16 protein-coding genes, 1 other RNA gene and 1 pseudogene are annotated in these 16,007 nt (G+C 50.5%); 6 read left to right on the top strand and 12 right to left on the bottom strand.

Annotation, left to right across the window (positions count from 1 at the left end):
* Both ACIDEJ_RS06785 and ACIDEJ_RS06780 read right to left on the bottom strand, forming a co-directional pair.
* The gene (locus ACIDEJ_RS06785) at positions 1–303 is read right to left on the bottom strand and encodes an NrfJ (protein WP_411987330.1); all 303 of its coding nucleotides are present in this window, start codon (positions 301–303) and stop codon (positions 1–3) included.
* 103 nt (positions 304–406) lie between these two features.
* Positions 407–622, bottom strand: coding sequence for a DUF3820 family protein (locus ACIDEJ_RS06780; RefSeq protein ID WP_411987329.1), 216 nt, complete (start codon positions 620–622; stop codon positions 407–409).
* Between the two features lie 440 nt (positions 623–1,062).
* Between ACIDEJ_RS06780 and ACIDEJ_RS06775 the strand changes: the two genes are divergently transcribed.
* The 3 genes from ACIDEJ_RS06775 to ACIDEJ_RS06765 all read left to right on the top strand — a co-directional run bounded on the left by ACIDEJ_RS06775 (position 1,063) and on the right by ACIDEJ_RS06765 (position 2,854).
* The gene (locus tag ACIDEJ_RS06775; protein ID WP_411987328.1) at positions 1,063–1,806 is read left to right on the top strand and encodes an AAA family ATPase; all 744 of its coding nucleotides are present in this window, start codon (positions 1,063–1,065) and stop codon (positions 1,804–1,806) included.
* 13 nt (positions 1,807–1,819) lie between these two features.
* Complete coding sequence (locus ACIDEJ_RS06770; protein WP_411987327.1) at positions 1,820–2,161, top strand: hypothetical protein; 342 nt, start codon at positions 1,820–1,822, stop codon at positions 2,159–2,161.
* Between the two features lie 168 nt (positions 2,162–2,329).
* Positions 2,330–2,854, top strand: a complete 525-nt coding sequence (locus tag ACIDEJ_RS06765; RefSeq protein WP_411987326.1) for a nuclear transport factor 2 family protein — start codon at positions 2,330–2,332, stop codon at positions 2,852–2,854.
* Here the strand turns inward: ACIDEJ_RS06765 and ACIDEJ_RS06760 are convergent.
* The 7 genes from ACIDEJ_RS06760 to ACIDEJ_RS06730 all read right to left on the bottom strand — a co-directional run bounded on the left by ACIDEJ_RS06760 (position 2,841) and on the right by ACIDEJ_RS06730 (position 12,899).
* Positions 2,841–4,214 (bottom strand): HDOD domain-containing protein, encoded by a 1,374-nt coding sequence (locus ACIDEJ_RS06760; RefSeq protein ID WP_411987467.1) that lies wholly within the window; start codon positions 4,212–4,214, stop codon positions 2,841–2,843. The two genes, ACIDEJ_RS06765 and ACIDEJ_RS06760, sit on opposite strands and share 14 nt — an antisense overlap.
* Before the next feature lie 226 nt (positions 4,215–4,440).
* Positions 4,441–5,763 (bottom strand): isocitrate lyase, encoded by a 1,323-nt coding sequence (gene aceA, locus ACIDEJ_RS06755; protein WP_411987325.1) that lies wholly within the window; start codon positions 5,761–5,763, stop codon positions 4,441–4,443.
* 66 nt (positions 5,764–5,829) lie between these two features.
* Positions 5,830–7,464, bottom strand: coding sequence for a malate synthase A (gene aceB, locus ACIDEJ_RS06750; protein WP_411987324.1), 1,635 nt, complete (start codon positions 7,462–7,464; stop codon positions 5,830–5,832).
* A 630-nt stretch (positions 7,465–8,094) separates the two neighbouring features.
* Entirely contained in the window at positions 8,095–9,867 is a 1,773-nt protein-coding gene (locus tag ACIDEJ_RS06745) for a monovalent cation:proton antiporter-2 (CPA2) family protein (protein WP_411987323.1), read from the bottom strand.
* 237 nt (positions 9,868–10,104) lie between these two features.
* Positions 10,105–11,886 carry a tetratricopeptide repeat-containing diguanylate cyclase gene (locus tag ACIDEJ_RS06740; RefSeq protein WP_411987322.1) on the bottom strand — a complete coding sequence of 594 codons (1,782 nt, stop codon included), beginning with the start codon at positions 11,884–11,886 and terminating at the stop codon, positions 10,105–10,107.
* Positions 11,870–12,082 carry a hypothetical protein gene (locus tag ACIDEJ_RS06735; RefSeq protein ID WP_411987321.1) on the bottom strand — a complete coding sequence of 71 codons (213 nt, stop codon included), beginning with the start codon at positions 12,080–12,082 and terminating at the stop codon, positions 11,870–11,872. The genes ACIDEJ_RS06740 and ACIDEJ_RS06735 overlap by 17 nt, the downstream gene beginning before the upstream one ends.
* A 19-nt stretch (positions 12,083–12,101) precedes the next feature.
* The gene (locus ACIDEJ_RS06730) at positions 12,102–12,899 is read right to left on the bottom strand and encodes an SAM-dependent methyltransferase (protein WP_411987320.1); all 798 of its coding nucleotides are present in this window, start codon (positions 12,897–12,899) and stop codon (positions 12,102–12,104) included.
* A 288-nt stretch (positions 12,900–13,187) separates the two neighbouring features.
* On the opposite strand from ACIDEJ_RS06730, the gene ACIDEJ_RS06725 reads away from it, so the two are divergent.
* Complete coding sequence (locus ACIDEJ_RS06725; RefSeq protein ID WP_411987319.1) at positions 13,188–13,604, top strand: outer membrane protein assembly factor BamE; 417 nt, start codon at positions 13,188–13,190, stop codon at positions 13,602–13,604.
* 63 nt (positions 13,605–13,667) lie between these two features.
* On the opposite strand, the gene ACIDEJ_RS06720 is transcribed toward ACIDEJ_RS06725, so the two are convergent.
* Positions 13,668–14,003: an RnfH family protein gene (locus tag ACIDEJ_RS06720; protein WP_411987318.1), complete on the bottom strand. Its 336-nt coding sequence runs from the start codon at positions 14,001–14,003 to the stop codon at positions 13,668–13,670.
* Complete coding sequence (locus ACIDEJ_RS06715) at positions 13,993–14,430, bottom strand: SRPBCC family protein (RefSeq protein ID WP_411987317.1); 438 nt, start codon at positions 14,428–14,430, stop codon at positions 13,993–13,995. Before ACIDEJ_RS06715 ends, ACIDEJ_RS06720 begins: the two co-directional genes overlap by 11 nt.
* Before the next feature lie 199 nt (positions 14,431–14,629).
* Between ACIDEJ_RS06715 and smpB the strand changes: the two genes are divergently transcribed.
* A complete protein-coding gene (smpB, locus tag ACIDEJ_RS06710; RefSeq protein WP_411987316.1) occupies positions 14,630–15,112 on the top strand; it encodes an SsrA-binding protein SmpB in 483 nt (160 codons plus the stop codon).
* A 104-nt stretch (positions 15,113–15,216) separates the two neighbouring features.
* Positions 15,217–15,571, top strand: a transfer-messenger RNA (tmRNA) gene (gene ssrA, locus ACIDEJ_RS06705).
* 263 nt (positions 15,572–15,834) lie between these two features.
* Here ssrA and ACIDEJ_RS06700 read toward each other — a convergent pair.
* A pseudogene (locus ACIDEJ_RS06700) lies at positions 15,835–16,007 on the bottom strand (IS3 family transposase); the annotation flags it as partial.

Below are 16,007 nucleotides of genomic sequence, written 5' to 3'. Positions count from 1 at the left end.
TTATTTCTTCGCGATTTCGCCAACAAACATCAGTTTGTCAAAAGTGCGCTTCAGGGTTTTGCTGGTGAAGTTGGTCATCCACATCTGTTCAACCACTTGCACTTTATCGCCCTTGTCGACTTTCACCTGCGGACCGGCAGCCCAGAAAGTGTTGTCACCTTCTTGCACCTGGACATAGGTGTAACCACCGCTGTTCATTGTGTCAACAATGGTGCCTTCATGCACTTTGCCCATTGCCCATGCAGACATTGAAATACCGAAGATCATCGCGGCAGTTGCCAGGACTTTTGCCAGTTTTACCATGTGAATCAATTCCTGTTGTCAATAAAACCGAAAGCCATTAAAGCATGGCTTACATTATAAATCACTCATGGGGGTCACACTTTCATTGCGCTTGTGTTGCCACTTACGGCCGCAGCAAAGGGCGTAACATGCCCTCCAGCCCATTGAGTTTCACCTCATACACCAATGCGAGCTGTTGCCCCAGTTTGCCAGCCGGAAAACCTTGGCCATGCATCCATACCAGGTAGGGCTCAGGTAACGCCAGCAGTTTTCTGCCGGCATATTTGCCAAAAGGCATTGTCTGGTTAATCGCTTCCACCAGCAATTGCTGCTGCTCCATCTGTCACCCTTCACCTTAACCAACATATCGCCGGATTGGAGACTAAAGCGTTAGACGCCAATCTCCGGTTTTTTTACATATTTTTTATATAATATTTTATTTCTTATATTTTGTTTTTATTCCATAAAGAATTAAACAAAACCAAGACTCGTTGCATTTTTACCGAAAAAGGGCACAACAACAACTTTATGGCGATTCAAGCCATATTAAGTGACTGATTAAAATTACTAATTTCACAAAAAATTAACGCGTCACAAAAACGGCACCATTTAGCGATTTGCCAAAAAAATGACAGAGGAGAACCTCTAATTCACATAAAAATCATATAGTTGACTATAACCCATTCACCTTTAACAATAATGGTGACAAACATAAAACGACCGCTGCTTTTGGCAGCGGCCAACACCATGTTGCCAATAAATACAGCAGAGGAATAAGCCATGATCATATTGGTTGGAGGCGAAAAAGGCGGTAGCGGCAAAAGCTGCATCGCCCAGAATATCGCCGTATTTTTGGCAAGGGACTGCGGCGCGGCGGTGATTATGGTGGATTGTGACCCGCAACGCACCACGTCTGACTGGATACAGGCGCGCAATCAGCAAACGGAACTGGCCAGCATCAACTGTGTGCAGCTGTACGGTAAAATTCGTAACGACCTGTTAAGTCTGGAGCAGCATTACGATGTGGTGATTGTTGACTGCGGTGGTCAGGACAACCTTGCCCTGCGAGCCACCATGTCAGTGGCATCTCATGTCCTCATGCCATTGCGCCCCAAACGCCGGGATCTTAAAACCGTCAGCCACATGGATGACGTGGTGGCCACCTGCATGATGATCAACCCCAAAATGCAGGCCTCGTTTGTGATCACCCAATGCCCGAGTTTGCCCAATCAGGCAGGACGCATAGAGGAAGCCAAAGAGGTTTGCCGTACCTACGACATCCATGTGCTGGACGGGGTCACTTACAGCCGCAATATTTATGATGACAGCGAAGAGTCAGGCCGTTCCGTGCTGGAAATCGACCCCAGCGGCAAAGCGGCTGATGAAATTCGCGCCATTGCCTGCGAAATGTTACAGGCACAGGATGCCAGCGCACTGCGCAAACAATTTATGGACATGAAAGTCACAGCTATGGGGGCGCCGTATGGGACTGGCCGATCTAAAGAAAAACGCTACACCATGTAATCGCGGTGCAACCATGGCGCAGCTATCAGTGGATGATTTCATTGAAGATGCACTGTTTTATGCCTTTGGCACCACTCGCAGCGCAGTGCCTGACAAAACTGCCGACAACGGCAATATCATCAGCCTGCACCGTCACGGAGCAACCGCCGGCACCCCATTGCCATTTTCCGGTAGGCATGTGCCGTTAAGACGGGCCACCTTTACCCTGGGTGAGATAAGCATTGGGCAATTGTCAATCCTGGCAGAGGATGCCGGCGTGTCAAAGTCGCGGATGTTACGCTTTTTAACCCATTATTTTGAACAACTGAGCACACAACAACGCCATCTGTTATATCAACAATTTATGGTGGAGTAAGACTTTTTCCTCCCTTGAGTTCATATTGGCTCCTACCAATCCGCTGACAGCCCATCATCATTTGCTGTCAGCTTTTTTTTGCCCGAAACACGACTAACCGCGTATTGCGCACTGGTATCCGCAGCGTAACCTGCCTAAACTTGAGATAAAAAATTAAGGATAATTATTATGTTAGGTTTCAGAAAGTTAACCCAAGCCCTGCTCTTGGGCGCCATGTTCACCCAAGGGGTTATTGTCAGTGCCCACGCCAACCAAACGCCCCTGCAGCAAGTGACCCGCAATCCACAGACCGCGCCGGCCGATGCGGTGCTGGAGCAACTGCATCAGAGCGCCGCGGCAGCAGACTGGCAACAGTATTTCAGGTTATTTACCGAAGATGCCGGTTTCATTGGCACCGACATTACCGAGCATTGGAACATGAAAGACTTTTACGATTACGCCAAGCGCAGCCAAGGATGGCATTACCTCCCCCAATCCCGCACCTTGGTGCGTCATGGCGATGTGGTGGTGTTTGATGAACTGTTGCAAAACAGCAATTACGGTTTGTGCCGCGGCACGGGCACCATTGTATTAACCCCCGATGGCTGGAAAATCCTGCAATACCATTTAAGTTTTCCCATTCCCAATAACTTGGTGCCCCGAATTACCGATCAGATAAAGGTGTTTCGCAAAAAAGCGGCTAAAAGCTCCTGAATGCCAGCGAAAAGCAGAGATTTGCCAACAGCGCCACATGGGTAAAGCTATCAAGCTCCGCTTGCGACACACTGCGACCGCTGCTCTGGCGGTCGCCGTAAAAAATCCCCACACTTTTGTTTTCCACACACAACGGCGCCATCAGGTAGCCGCTAACAGGCAACAAACCATGGGCATCTTTGGGTGCGGCGTCATGCCCTGGCCAACTGCCCAAGGGCTGGCTCAGGCAAGTGGTTAGCATTTGCTCGGGCAATGACAGCACAAAATGTTGCCGCATGTCATCCGCAGCGTCCCCAAGGGTGACCCGCGGTTGCAACCGTTGCCGATTGGGCGACAACAGCAATACTGCGCACCTATCAAGCCCCACCCCATCCAGCATCCCTTGCAACGCCAAATGGATAACCTGATTGAAATCGGGTTTGTGCTGCGCCAGTGCGGTCAACTGCCGCAAGCCCTCCAGCAAGGCGGAAGTGTCCGCCTCTTTGGGGGCGGCGGGTGCCGATTGCATCGCCGCCTCCAGCGATTGGGCCTGGGGCAGATGCTTGATTAACGCCGTGGCCCCGTAATCCACCGTAAGCCGTTTGGTGGCGTCCAGACATTCTTGCAAGCGTTGCTGAAACTCAGCCGCAGGCAGTTGCATCAAGGCGGCGCATTGCTGTAAACGCTGCTGTAATTCTGCTGCGGGCAAATGGGGATCACTCATGGCCTCGCTGAGCTTGTTGGCCAGAAAAATGGTGCGGACTTCCGGAGTACGCTCGTTGGGATGTTGCAGGGATTTCATCAGCAGCTCACCCAACCCCCAATTGCGAGCAAGCCCTTGGGTAAGCTGGTTGAAAGACAACCCCAGAAAATCCCGGGATACCTGCAAACGCGCCAGGCTGTCGTGACTGTCGGCCAACAGGGCATCCAGTTCATCGGCGGCGGCTCCCGCCACGCTCCAAAAGGCGCTTTCACCCAGATGGTAAAGCAGTGAGGCGATAAAGGCTTCTTCCTGCAACTCTTCATCATGATCCGCCAGCATCATCTTGGTGAGCATGGCGGACTGGAATGACTGCGCCATCAGCTTCAACAAACGCTGATACACCGCTGCTGACATATTATGGTTTTCCAGCAAGCTGGTAAGCAGCTTGGCGGTAATGCAGATGTTGCGAATGACATCAAACCCCAGTACCACGGCGGCACGGCTGAGGGTTGTCACCTGGCTTATCCCTTTGTTGTAGATGGCGCTATTGGCAACCCGCAGCACCCGTGACGTGAGCGCATTGTCGTGCATGATGCTGCGGCCCAGCACCCCCATGGATGACACGTCATCTTTTGCCAACTGCTCCAGGGTACGGATCATCGAGCCCAAGGCCGGCATCTCCTGCTCGCTGATACGACGCACCCAATGATCTGCACCTTGTAAGTTTGTTTTCAACCCCTCACCTTCAACTGGTTGTTGTCTGATAAAAAGCGTATGGCGTGGCTGAGCAACCTTCTCCCATATGGTTAATTTTACATGTTTTTAACACCTTGTTACCGGCGTTTTGTCGTCCAGCCACAAAAAAACGGCGCAAATGCGCCGTTTTTCATCAATCACGACCGACTCAGAACTGATCTTCTTCAGTGGACCCGGTCAATGCGGTAACGGAAGACATCCCGCCCTGAATAACATTGGTCACCTTATCAAAGTAACCGGTTCCCACCTCCTGCTGATGTGCCACAAAGGTGTAGCCTTTCTCGGCGGCGGCAAATTCCGGCTGCTGCACTTTTTCCACATAGTGCTTCATCCCTTCGCCCTGGGCATATTCGTAAGCCAAATCGAACATGTTAAACCACATGTTATGGATGCCAGCCAACGTAATGAACTGGTACTTATAGCCCATGTCCGACAACTCCTGCTGGAAGCGGGCAATGGTGGCGTCATCCAGATTTTTCTTCCAGTTAAAGGATGGCGAGCAGTTATAGGCCAGCAATTTCCCGGGGAACTTGGCATGAATGGCTTCAGCAAAGCGGCGGGCTTCTGCCAAATCAGGCTTGGCGGTTTCACACCACACCATGTCCGCATACGGACAGTACGCCAAACCACGGGCAATGGCCTGATCCAGCCCGGCACGCACCCGGTAAAAACCTTCGGCAGTGCGCTCGCCGGTAATGAAATCACTGTCGTACGGGTCGCAATCGGAGGTGAGCAAATCGGCAGCGTTGGCATCCGTACGGGCAACCACCAGCGTATTGACCCCTGCCACGTCTGCTGCCAGGCGCGCCGCAACCAGTTTTTGCACCGCTTCCTGGGTTGGCACCAACACCTTGCCGCCCATGTGACCGCATTTTTTGACTGACGCCAGCTGATCTTCAAAATGCACCCCGGCGGCGCCGGCTTCAATCATTGATTTCATCAGTTCATAAGCGTTCAGTACCCCGCCGAATCCTGCTTCGGCATCAGCGATGATGGGCAAGAAATAATCGGTGAAAGCTTCGTTTTCAGCATCAATGCCCTGACTCCACTGAATTTGGTCAGCACGGCGAAAGGCGTTGTTGATGCGCGATACCACGGCAGGCACCGAATTGGCCGGATACAAGGATTGATCCGGATACATGGCACCGGCCAGGTTGGCGTCGGCAGCCACCTGCCAGCCCGACAGATAAATGGCCTCAATGCCGGCCTTGGCCTGCTGCACGGCCTGGCCGCCAGTCAAGGCGCCCAGAGAATTCACATACCCCTTGCGCGCCGCACCGTTTATCAGCGACCACAATTTTTCGGCGCCCATGCTGGCAATGGTGTTTTCCGGTACTACAGAGCCCCGCAATGCCACTACTTCTTCAGCAGAATAGGGTCTGCGAATGCCTTCCCAACGTGGATTTTCAGCCCAATCCTGTTTCAGGGCAGCAATCTGCTGCTGGCGATTCATTTGGCTTGCCTCAGTCATCGTTATACTCCTCACAAGTTACGCATCGGCCCCAACCGATGGTTAAAATTTACAGATGGCGTCCTGTCAATGGATGCTGGACTCTTCGTTTAACAGCCGGTAACCCGGCAAGGTGAGAAAATCCACCAGCTCATCAGCCGTGGTAATTTCTTCCAGTAATGCCGCAGCCTGAATAAACCGGCCATGGCTAAAACGCTGCTCTCCCACTTCCTGCTTTACGCCGGCCAGTTCCTCTGTGAGCATGTCGCGAAACAGGGCCTTGGTGACCGGTTTGCCATTGCTCAGCGACTTGCCGTGGCGTATCCATTGCCAGATGGAGGTACGGCTAATTTCCGCGGTGGCCGCATCTTCCATCAGCCCATAAATGGGCACGCAACCATTGCCGCCAATCCAGGCTTCAATATATTGCAAGGCGATGCGGATATTCAGCCGCATCCCTTCTTCGGTACGGGTGCCGTCACAAGGTGCCAGCAGCTCTGAGGCCAGAATGGGTGCATCCACATCACGGGTGATATGCCGTTGGTTTGGCCTGTCTTTCCCCATGTAATCATCAAAAATTTCCAGGGCAATCTGCGCCAGACCGGGATGGGCAATCCAGGTGCCATCGTGTCCGTTACGGGCCTCCAGCTCTTTATCCGCCCGTACCCGCTCCAGCACTTTGGCATTCACCTGTGGATCCTTTGCCGGAATGAAAGCCGCCATGCCGCCCATCGCCAAGGCACCGCGTTTATGGCAGGTTTTAATCAACAGCCGTGAATAGGCACTGAGAAACGGCTTGTCCATGCCTAGCTGCTGACGGTCAGGCAACACCCTGTCCGGATGGTTTTTAAGGGTTTTGATGTAGCTGAAAATGTAATCCCAACGGCCGCAGTTAAGGGCCACGATATTGGAGCGCAGCTCATAGAGGATTTCGTCCATCTCGAACACTGCCGGTAAGGTTTCAATCAGGCAGGTGCACTTAATGGTGCCGGGCTGCAAACAAAAACGCTCTTCCACAAAGGCAAACACCTTTGCCCACCAGCGGGCCTCCAGATGGCTCTCCAGTTTGGGAATGTAAAAGTAAGGACCACTGCCCTTGGCTAACAACGGCCGGTAGTTATGGAAGAAATACATGGCAAAATCGAACAGGCACCCGGGAATGGGTTTGCCGTTAAACAGCAGATGATCTTCTGGCAAGTGCAAGCCACGAACCCGGGCCACCAATACGGACGGGTTATCGCACAGCTGATAATGCTTGCCCGTTTCGGGGGCGGTGTATTCAATTTCACCACGCACGGCATCTTGCAGGTTCACCTGTCCCTGGATCAGTTTTTCCCAGCTCGGTGCCAAAGAATCCTCAAAATCCGCCATGAAAACCTTCACCCCGGCATTCAGGGCGTTGATGATCATCTTGCGATCCACTGGACCTGTGATCTCTACCCGTCGGTCCTGCAAATCATCGGGGATCCCGCGGATTTGCCAATCACCATCACGTATGGCTTGGGTATGAGGCAAAAAGTCAGGCAACTCACCATCATCAATCCGTTGCTGGCGCTGTTTACGCTGTGCCAGTAATGTCTCGACTTCAGCAGCAAACTCCTGACACAACGCCTGTAGTAACGCATGGGCACCTTCTGTTAATACCCGCTCTTGTCCATTAATAGGATTCCCTTTCATTTCCAATCCACCCGTGGTGGTTGGGCGTTCAGCAGTCTCTTGCATGGCAGCCTCCTGGTTTAAAAAGTCGTTGAAACAAATTTTTCACATGTTCTTTTAAAACCAAAACCTATCGACAAAAAATAAACAATGCAATAGCCAAAAGGTCACATGAAAGTGTGACTGCTTGCTAAAAAATTGGTATTACCAAACGATAAATTTATTTTCAATATTATGTTTTATAATGATTTTTTAAAATAAATCATGTTTTACTCATACTCTTGCTGAAATTTGTCAGACATCTTGACCAAAAATAATGAAATGTAATTAATTACGTAAATTTATTACGTGTGTTGGGATTTTTTGACAGCAAATTAATGTGATATGGTGCAAAGAAAAAAATGTATGGCGTTACAGTCTCACCTGGCAGTCAAACCATAAAGGCGTTTAAAAACAAAAGATTAAAATAATCTTCTGGCATTAAAAAACAATACGAGCGTTTTAAACTTACGTTGACGTAAACTTAAGGCAAGAGTAGTGCGGTAACAGATGAATAACGGCTGAGATAAGTTGAACAACAAACCCTGCCGCGCTGGTCAATCTGGAAAATTTTTAAACTTTTTATCGGAAAAATAAAAAAACCGCCATGAAATGCTGCATAACGGCTTTTTTCAGCAAACGTCCTGCGACAAAAGGCTAGATCCCTTTATCACGGTCGGCACGCATCAATGACGCCAACTCGGCCTTACCCTTGTTGGACAAGCGGATCAGCGCCTTGAAATCGTCTTTATGCTCAGCCCCGGCGACAACCTGTGCCTTATCGTGCTCGGCAAAAATCCGCACCCGCTCCGCCGCCAGCACCTGTGACATGCCCAAGGTTTGCAGCACACTTTCGCTGGCATTTAATGCCGAGCCAAAGGTTTCCCGAAATACTCGGGTAACCCCCAGGCTCATCAAGCGGTAAGCGTGGTTGCGATCTCGCGCCCTGGCCACAATGGTCACATGGGGAAAATGTGTTTGTACCTGACTGACAATCTGCAATGAGTCTTCCACGGTATCAACGGTTATCAACACCACCCGGGCTTTGGTCAGCCCGGCAGAGAGCAACATGTCCAGCCGTTTGGCATCGCCGAAATAGACCTCCCCGCCAAACTGCCTGACCACATCCACGTGGCGTGCATCTTTATCCAGTGCCACAAAAGGGATCCCGGAAGACGCCAATATGCGCCCGGTAATTTGCCCCATACGGCCAAAACCGGCAATCACCACTTCACTTTCACCGGGTTCAATCACATCCGCCAGGCGTTGCGGCTCTTCGGCAGCGGTAGCCCTGGCGCGAAATGCGCGCAACAGATAAGGCGTGACCGCCATTGACAACCCTATCACCAGCACCAGGGTTTGGCTCAGCTGTTGCGACAACAATCCGGAAAGATGCGCCTGGGATAACAACACAAAGGCAAACTCTCCCCCTTCAGCCAAAATCAGCCCCAGTGCCACACTGCTGCGCCATGAATGACGCCGGAGTTTTCCCAGCACCACCAGTACTAGGGTTTTTACCGTCAGCATGCCAATGAGCAGCCCTACCAGTAAAAAGGGTTCTTTCAACAACAGGCTTAAGTCCATGCTCATGCCAACAGCCATGAAAAACAGTCCCAACAACAAGCCTTTAAAAGGTTCGATATCCGTTTCCAACTGATGGCGGTAACTGGAGTTCGCCAACAGGACACCGGCCAAAAAAGCCCCCATGCCCGAAGACAGCCCCAACCAGGCCATCAGGGCCGCACTGCCCATCACCAACAACAGGGCAAAAGCGGTGAGCACCTCCCGAACGCCACAGGTTGCCACCAACTGCAATAATTTGGGGAGCCAGTATTTTCCCATTAACAAGAAGCCCAAAAGCGCCAGACACGTCCAGTACCAGGGCACGGCCCGGTGGCTGACATCCGCGGAATTGGGGTCGAGGTACACCGTGAGCAATAACATGGGGATAACGGCCAAATCTTGCATTAACAGCACCCCGAAAGCGTCACGGCCGATGGGCGTGGTCATTAACCGTTGCTCTGACATCAATTGCACTGCAAACGCGGTGGATGACAGCGATAACGCAGCGCCCACAATGATGGCTGACGGCCAGGGCAACCCCACATAAGCAGAAAAAACCGCAACCGCAGCCCATGACAACAGCAACTGGCTGCTGCCAAGCCCAAAAATGGCACTGCGCAGCTCCCACAATTTCCCGGGGCTTAATTGCAACCCCATGATAAACAGCATGAGCACCACGCCGAATTCGGCAAAATGCAACACTGAACCCGGCTCAGAAACCACCCCGATGCCTGTTGGCCCCAACATAACGCCAGCGGCCAGATAAGATAAAATCGGCCCGATACCAAAGCGTTTTCCAAGCGGCACCAACACCACCGCTGCCAGTAAAAACAGCAGGGTTGAAACGAATATATTGTCCTGTTCCATCAGGATTCCTTAACCAGCAGATAAAATGATAGGGCGATTTTTCAGGGCGGATGGCGACCGAAATCCGGCAGGTTGCCAATGAGCAAACAGCAGATGGGGAACATCACAACATGTGGTTAACCTGGCCAATGGGGGATGTCAGTCGCGGCCTTTAGGGGAGTTCAGTATAAACAAAACAGCATCTGATAATAAATGCTTATCTTAACTTTTCACGGCAATCCGTTATCCGTTCAATCATCATTCAGCATCGGCTTTTGCAGGGCGGGTTTCCGGTGCTGAACACACCTGATTTCCACCGGCGGATTTTGCCTGTTGCAATGCTTTGTCAGCCCGGTTAAGCAGCGGCTCTACGCTTAAGTCATCCGGGGTGCGGCTACTCACTCCGAAACTGGCATTAAACACGAATTGATGGCCACTGTGACGACTGGAGATCTCGGCAATGGCACGGCGCAAGGCGGTGGCCAGCGACAATGCAGCCAAAGCGTTAATATGGGGCATAACCACCATGAACTCTTCGCCACCGGAACGCCCAAAGATGTGTTTGCGCGGTAACAGCGGCTGCACCGTGGCCACAACCCGGCTCAAAGCCCAATCTCCGCAACCATAGCCAAAACGATCATTAATCTGTTTGAAGTTATCCATATCAAACAGAATGACACTGAAAGCGGCATCACGACTCATGGCCTGCACAAACTGCTCATCCGCCATCCGTTGTGCCGTCGCACGGTTGAAAATCCCCGTTAGCGGATCATACAGCGACAGCTTCATGAATTTTCGTTTTTGCTGCCAGCCCCAGTAAGCAAAAAAAGTCAGCAGCATAATCACGATGCTGAGGAAACTGGCCAGCATCACCATATCGTTGTGCTCTTGCTCCCGGAGCGCTTCCCGGGTTAACAGTAACTCCCGCTCTTTATTGAGCAGTTTGAGCTCCTGCTCCCGTTCATTGGTACTGAATTTTGCCGCCTGGTATGCCAACGCCTTCACCCGGCGCTCATTAAACAACTTGCTGCTCAGCGCCACATACTGCTGTTGATAATGGTATGCGCTTGCAAAATCGGCACGGTTTGCCGAGAGCTGCGCCATGACATTGAAAGCATCGCGCCTAGAGGCAAAATAATGGCTGCTGTGTTCCGTTTCCAGTACCTGCCGGGCCATTGCCTCCGCCTGAACATGATCCCCAAGCGCCAGTGACACTTTCGCCAATAAGGCCCGGGTGCTCACCAGTTCGGTGACAAAATTGAATTGTTGATACTGCTCAAGAGCCGTGTGCAAATAATGCTGGGCGCTCTGATAATCGGCCAGTTGCCTGGCGGTATCCCCCAATGCCTTATTCATCATGGCGCTCATCAGTGAATAACCATGCTCGGTGCAATATGCCAGGCCATGTTTCAAGCCCGCTTCCGCCTGCTTCAAGCGCCCTCGTCCGTTTTGCGAGACGGATAACAGAAAAATGCCATAGCAGCGTGCTTTGCTGTCTTGTTGCTCATCGGCCAAACTCAGCACCCGATTGGCATACAACCCCATTTCGTCATAGGCTTCCAGCTCATCATAAAGGTTGGCAACACGCAGATAGGCATCCCGTTTTTCTATGGGATCATCAAGTTTTTCCAGCAAATTAAGATTGCGGTTCATCTCAATGAGCGCGTCCTGATAACGGCGCAAACCAATAAGACAAGTAGCACGATAATTATATATTTGAATTAAATAGCGATAACTGCTGGCTTTGGTTTCAGCGCGTGTGAGGAGTTGCAGCGCATTGTCAAACTCCCCATTAAAAATGTGGCTGATGGCAGACGCAATCAGTAGCCTGGCGGCCTGCTCCGAAGTAAACGATGCCAGTTGGGGCGTTAGCATCTCTATTTGCAAACGTGCGGCAGACACATCCCGTTTTAGCAGGTTTTCCAACTCTTCCAACGAGATGTCGATGTCATCCACCGGGGCGGCAAACAGTTTACCGCCCCCTAGAAGCAGTAAAAGAACAATGATGCCACAACGAAAAAAACTACAGTTTATTACCATGATTAACAATTAAGAACGGCATGTGATCATCCCCCATCAGTGCCTTGATTGCAGCACAATCTTGACGTTGTACGGCATCGGCATATTCGGCGCACAAACCACTTTGCTTTAAAATGAGTTGAGGGTTTTGATAAAACGCGGCACAAAATCCGGCATCTTCACCCATTTTGGTTAAAAACGTCTGTAAAGCTTCCATCACATCTCCTTATGTGGCGTTATCCAAGATCCGCAGGGGTTAATCCCAATTGCTGTAACACCTGCAGGTTATATTGCAATTGTCTCACTGGCGGGATCACCAAGGTGGTAATGGCATTGAGTGTTGCCGCTGGCAATTCTTCTAAACCAATCCATTGTGCCCGACATGTGCCTATGGGCAAGTTGGCAGCTTCATATAAACATACTTGATGATCAAGGGGATACCATTTCTGTAGCAACTTAACCAAAATGGCCAAGCGTGCCGCTGTGGTAGAAAATCCCGTCAGGGTATGCTCTCCTGCCAGGGCAATTTGCCACAATAGAACATAACCCACATTATCCAACTGATGCGCAAAAAACATCAACTGGCTGGCTTCCAGGCTCTGGCAGCCATAATTGCCCGGATCAATGCCCAAATCCGCCCAGAGACAGTCCTCTGCAGAAATGCCAGGCTCCATGGTGGCTCGATACCCCTCCTCGCGCGCTTGTGCAATGGCCATGTGCGGCACACAGGCAAATACACCAGGATGCCCATAAAACACGCCAACCACCCGTTTGCCTGCACGCACCGAGGCCATTATGGCTGCCACCATTTGCGCGTAAGTTATGCGGCGGTTTTTGACTTCACCCGGCTTGGCATAAAACTGCTGGAGATCCACAACATGGTCATTCAAGGTGGTCAGCCAGCGCTGGCTGAAGCCATCCGGCATCAAGGAGAAAATCTGTTGCGCCTGTTCGATATGGCTTTTGGCCATCACGGTCACCTGACCCGCCAGTTGCAGGCCGGTACCCACACACACGAGACTTCCTTTTCCCATCTACTTACACCAATCCTTTATTAGCAAAAACATGGCCGCGTTCAATTCTGAGAAGTTAACCCGGTTTTTGCAAGCAATAGTCAAACACATGCATGATTTGGCAAATTACCATTATGTTATTACAAAATAATAAAAAATTTGGCCCTTAATTTTGATTGTTCTGCAATGGAACTAATCGTCCATCGTCCAGTCAAATCTTGGGTGAACTTTCCCCGGTCAATAATCCTTGTGTTTGATATTGCGGCTTGGTTATCATGAGCCGCAGTTTTTCAGGAAGCAGCCATCCAAATGTCAATTAAGAAACAGAGCCTTACTCTTATGGGCGCCGCAGCCCTCTCCCTGTCACTCAGCGCCTGTGGTGTGATGGACTGGTTGGTCTATAAGCCAGATATCCCCCAGGGCAATTACATGGAAACCCAACAGGTTGAAAAACTGCGTATAGACATGACCAAGGCCCAGGTTGAATACGTATTGGGGCGACCGGTGTTACGGGACAGCTTTGCCGATGACACCTGGTACTATGTGTACTATTACAAGAGCGGCCGCGATGCCAGCATCAGCCATAAAGAACTCATTGCCCATTTCAACAATGACAAATTGGTATCGGTAACGGGAGACTACAAGCTGAGTGACGAGTTCAAAACGCCACTGGATAAAAGTGCCCTGCCAGGTAGCGTAACCACCGGCGCCGAGCACGGGAAATAATCCCCGCTTAGCTTCACCCAAAAGCAAACAAGCGCCTTAATGGCGCTTGTTGTTCATGTTCCATCAGGAAATTTTAGCCCCGGTAATTTTATTCAGCCGACCTTCCTCTTTGGCTTTTTCCGCGCGCTTACGCCGTACATCTTTAGGATCGGCAATTAATGCGCGATAAATTTCCACACGCTGTCCCGGCTGCAGCACATCTCCCGGTTTCACCTGATGGCTGAAACAACCGAGTTTGATATGCTCCAAATCGATCTCCGGAAAAAACTCCGCTATGCGGCTCTTTTTTACCGCATCAAAAAACGTTGCCCCAGGCAGTACGGAAACCGGGATCACCTTCTGTTGATGCGGCAATGCATAAATGACCTCAACCGTAAATGCTGCTGTCTCATCTGACACCGTAAACCTCCTTTGCCCGCGCGGTAAAAGCTGACACCATGGACGTTACCAACTCGCGAAATACCCGGCCAAAGGCCATACCCACCAGACTATTGGAAAATTCAAAATCCAGTTCAAATTCCACTTTGCAGGCATCTTCTGCCAACTCAATGAATTTCCAGCTGCCGTTAAGATGTTTAAAGGGGCCATTTTCCAAACGCAGCTCAATACTCTTGCCCGGCACCACCTGATTGCGAGTGGTAAACGTTTTGCTGATCCCGGCTTTACTGATATCCACCGATGCCACCATCGTCCGGCCATCAAACTCTAATACCTTGCCACCCACACACCCGGGTAAAAATGCCTTGTAGGACTCAACATCATTTACCAATTCATACATCTGTTGGGCACTGTAACGCACCAAAATATTACGAGATACATGCGCCATCCGTTTATCTTTCCCCTGATGGATAAAAATCAGGGGAGAAGTTTAACACGCCGTTGAGAAAACGCACCCACGCGGCAATACCAGCACACCGCTTGTTGTTCAAAAACCATCCAGACAACAAACAGATTGGTAAACTCCCCACGAAAATCGCCTTGTCCCTAATTCCAAAAAGATTTCGGCTGCGTATAATAGCGGGCATATGGCTAAGAAGAATGCAAAAAATAAAGGCGCTCAGCCGGCAACCATTGCCCGCAACAAACGCGCCACCTTTGAATTCCGTTTCGATGAAAAAATCGAAGCGGGTTTATCCCTTTTGGGCTGGGAAGTGAAATCCATCAGAGCCGGGAAAATCAACCTCACGGAAAGCTTTGTGCAGATGAAAAACGGCGAAGCCTACCTGCATAATTGCACCATTACCCCGCTCAATACCGCATCAACCCACGTGATATGCGACCCAACCCGCCCGCGCAAACTGTTATTGAACCGGCGCGAGCTGGACAGGCTCGCCGGCCAGGTGGAGCGCCAGGGGTATGCGATTGTGCCCATCTCCATGTACTGGCGTAAAGGCGCCTGGGTGAAAGTGGAAATTGGCCTGGGTAAAGGCAAAAAAGCACACGACAAGCGTGAAGACATTAAACAGCGTGACTGGGCTATCGAAAAAGCCCGCATGATGAAAAAGTGATGTCTTCGCTTTTAAAAGTTGTTCGGATAAACAGCAAATAGTTGTAAGCAGGGCTTGAAACCTTGGTGTCATGCCCCAATTAAGGTTACAATGAACACTATCACGGGGGCGATTCTGGATTCGACGGGATTCGCGAAACTCCGGGAGCATGCCGAGGGGCGGTTGGCCTCGTAAAAAGCCGCAAAGTTATAGTTGCAAACGACGATAACTACGCTCTAGCAGCCTAAGGCCGCTAGCCATCTACCACACGTTTCGCACATGGGCAGTGGATTTGATGGTCACCTTACATCGTGCTAGCGAGGGAACCTTGTTCGGGGGTGAACCGCGAAACAGTACCGGACTCACCGTTAGGAATCCTGTCTTTCGGAGTTCGACCGGTTAAATAAAAGAGAGACTAAGCATGTAGCGCCTTGAGCGTAGGTTTTTCGGACGCGGGTTCAAGTCCCGCCGCCTCCACCAATTCAAAGTAAAAAGACGTCTCCGGACGTCTTTTTTATTTTAAAAATCACTTAAATTCAAACAGTTGAGGTACCCACTGGTATCCAACAGGATCTTACAATCTCAAGAATTTTGCCCCCCAAATAGTATTCCATCAAAATTTGACCATTCTTTGGAATACTTGCTATAACACTCATGTCACTTAACTACTGTGAGTGTTTCCTATGCCAAAAATCGTTAAGCCCCTCACTGATACGAAAATCAGAAATATAAAACTGTAGTGGTCAAGTCATTTTGGCCACATCGTTGTAGCTATTCCAGTAACGTTTTTCCGATTCATTTGGCGTTAAACCACCGTTGTACGAATGCGGTCTCAGTCGGCTGTAATAGCCATGAATATAATCACCTATCTTCTGCTTTGCTGCCGTGAAGCTCCCGTAACCTGTCGTTGGGATCC

It is taken from the genome of Shewanella mytili (assembly GCF_046765975.1).
GTDB lineage: Bacteria > Pseudomonadota > Gammaproteobacteria > Enterobacterales > Shewanellaceae > Shewanella > Shewanella mytili.
This window is presented reverse-complemented; position numbering and strand designations above follow the sequence as displayed.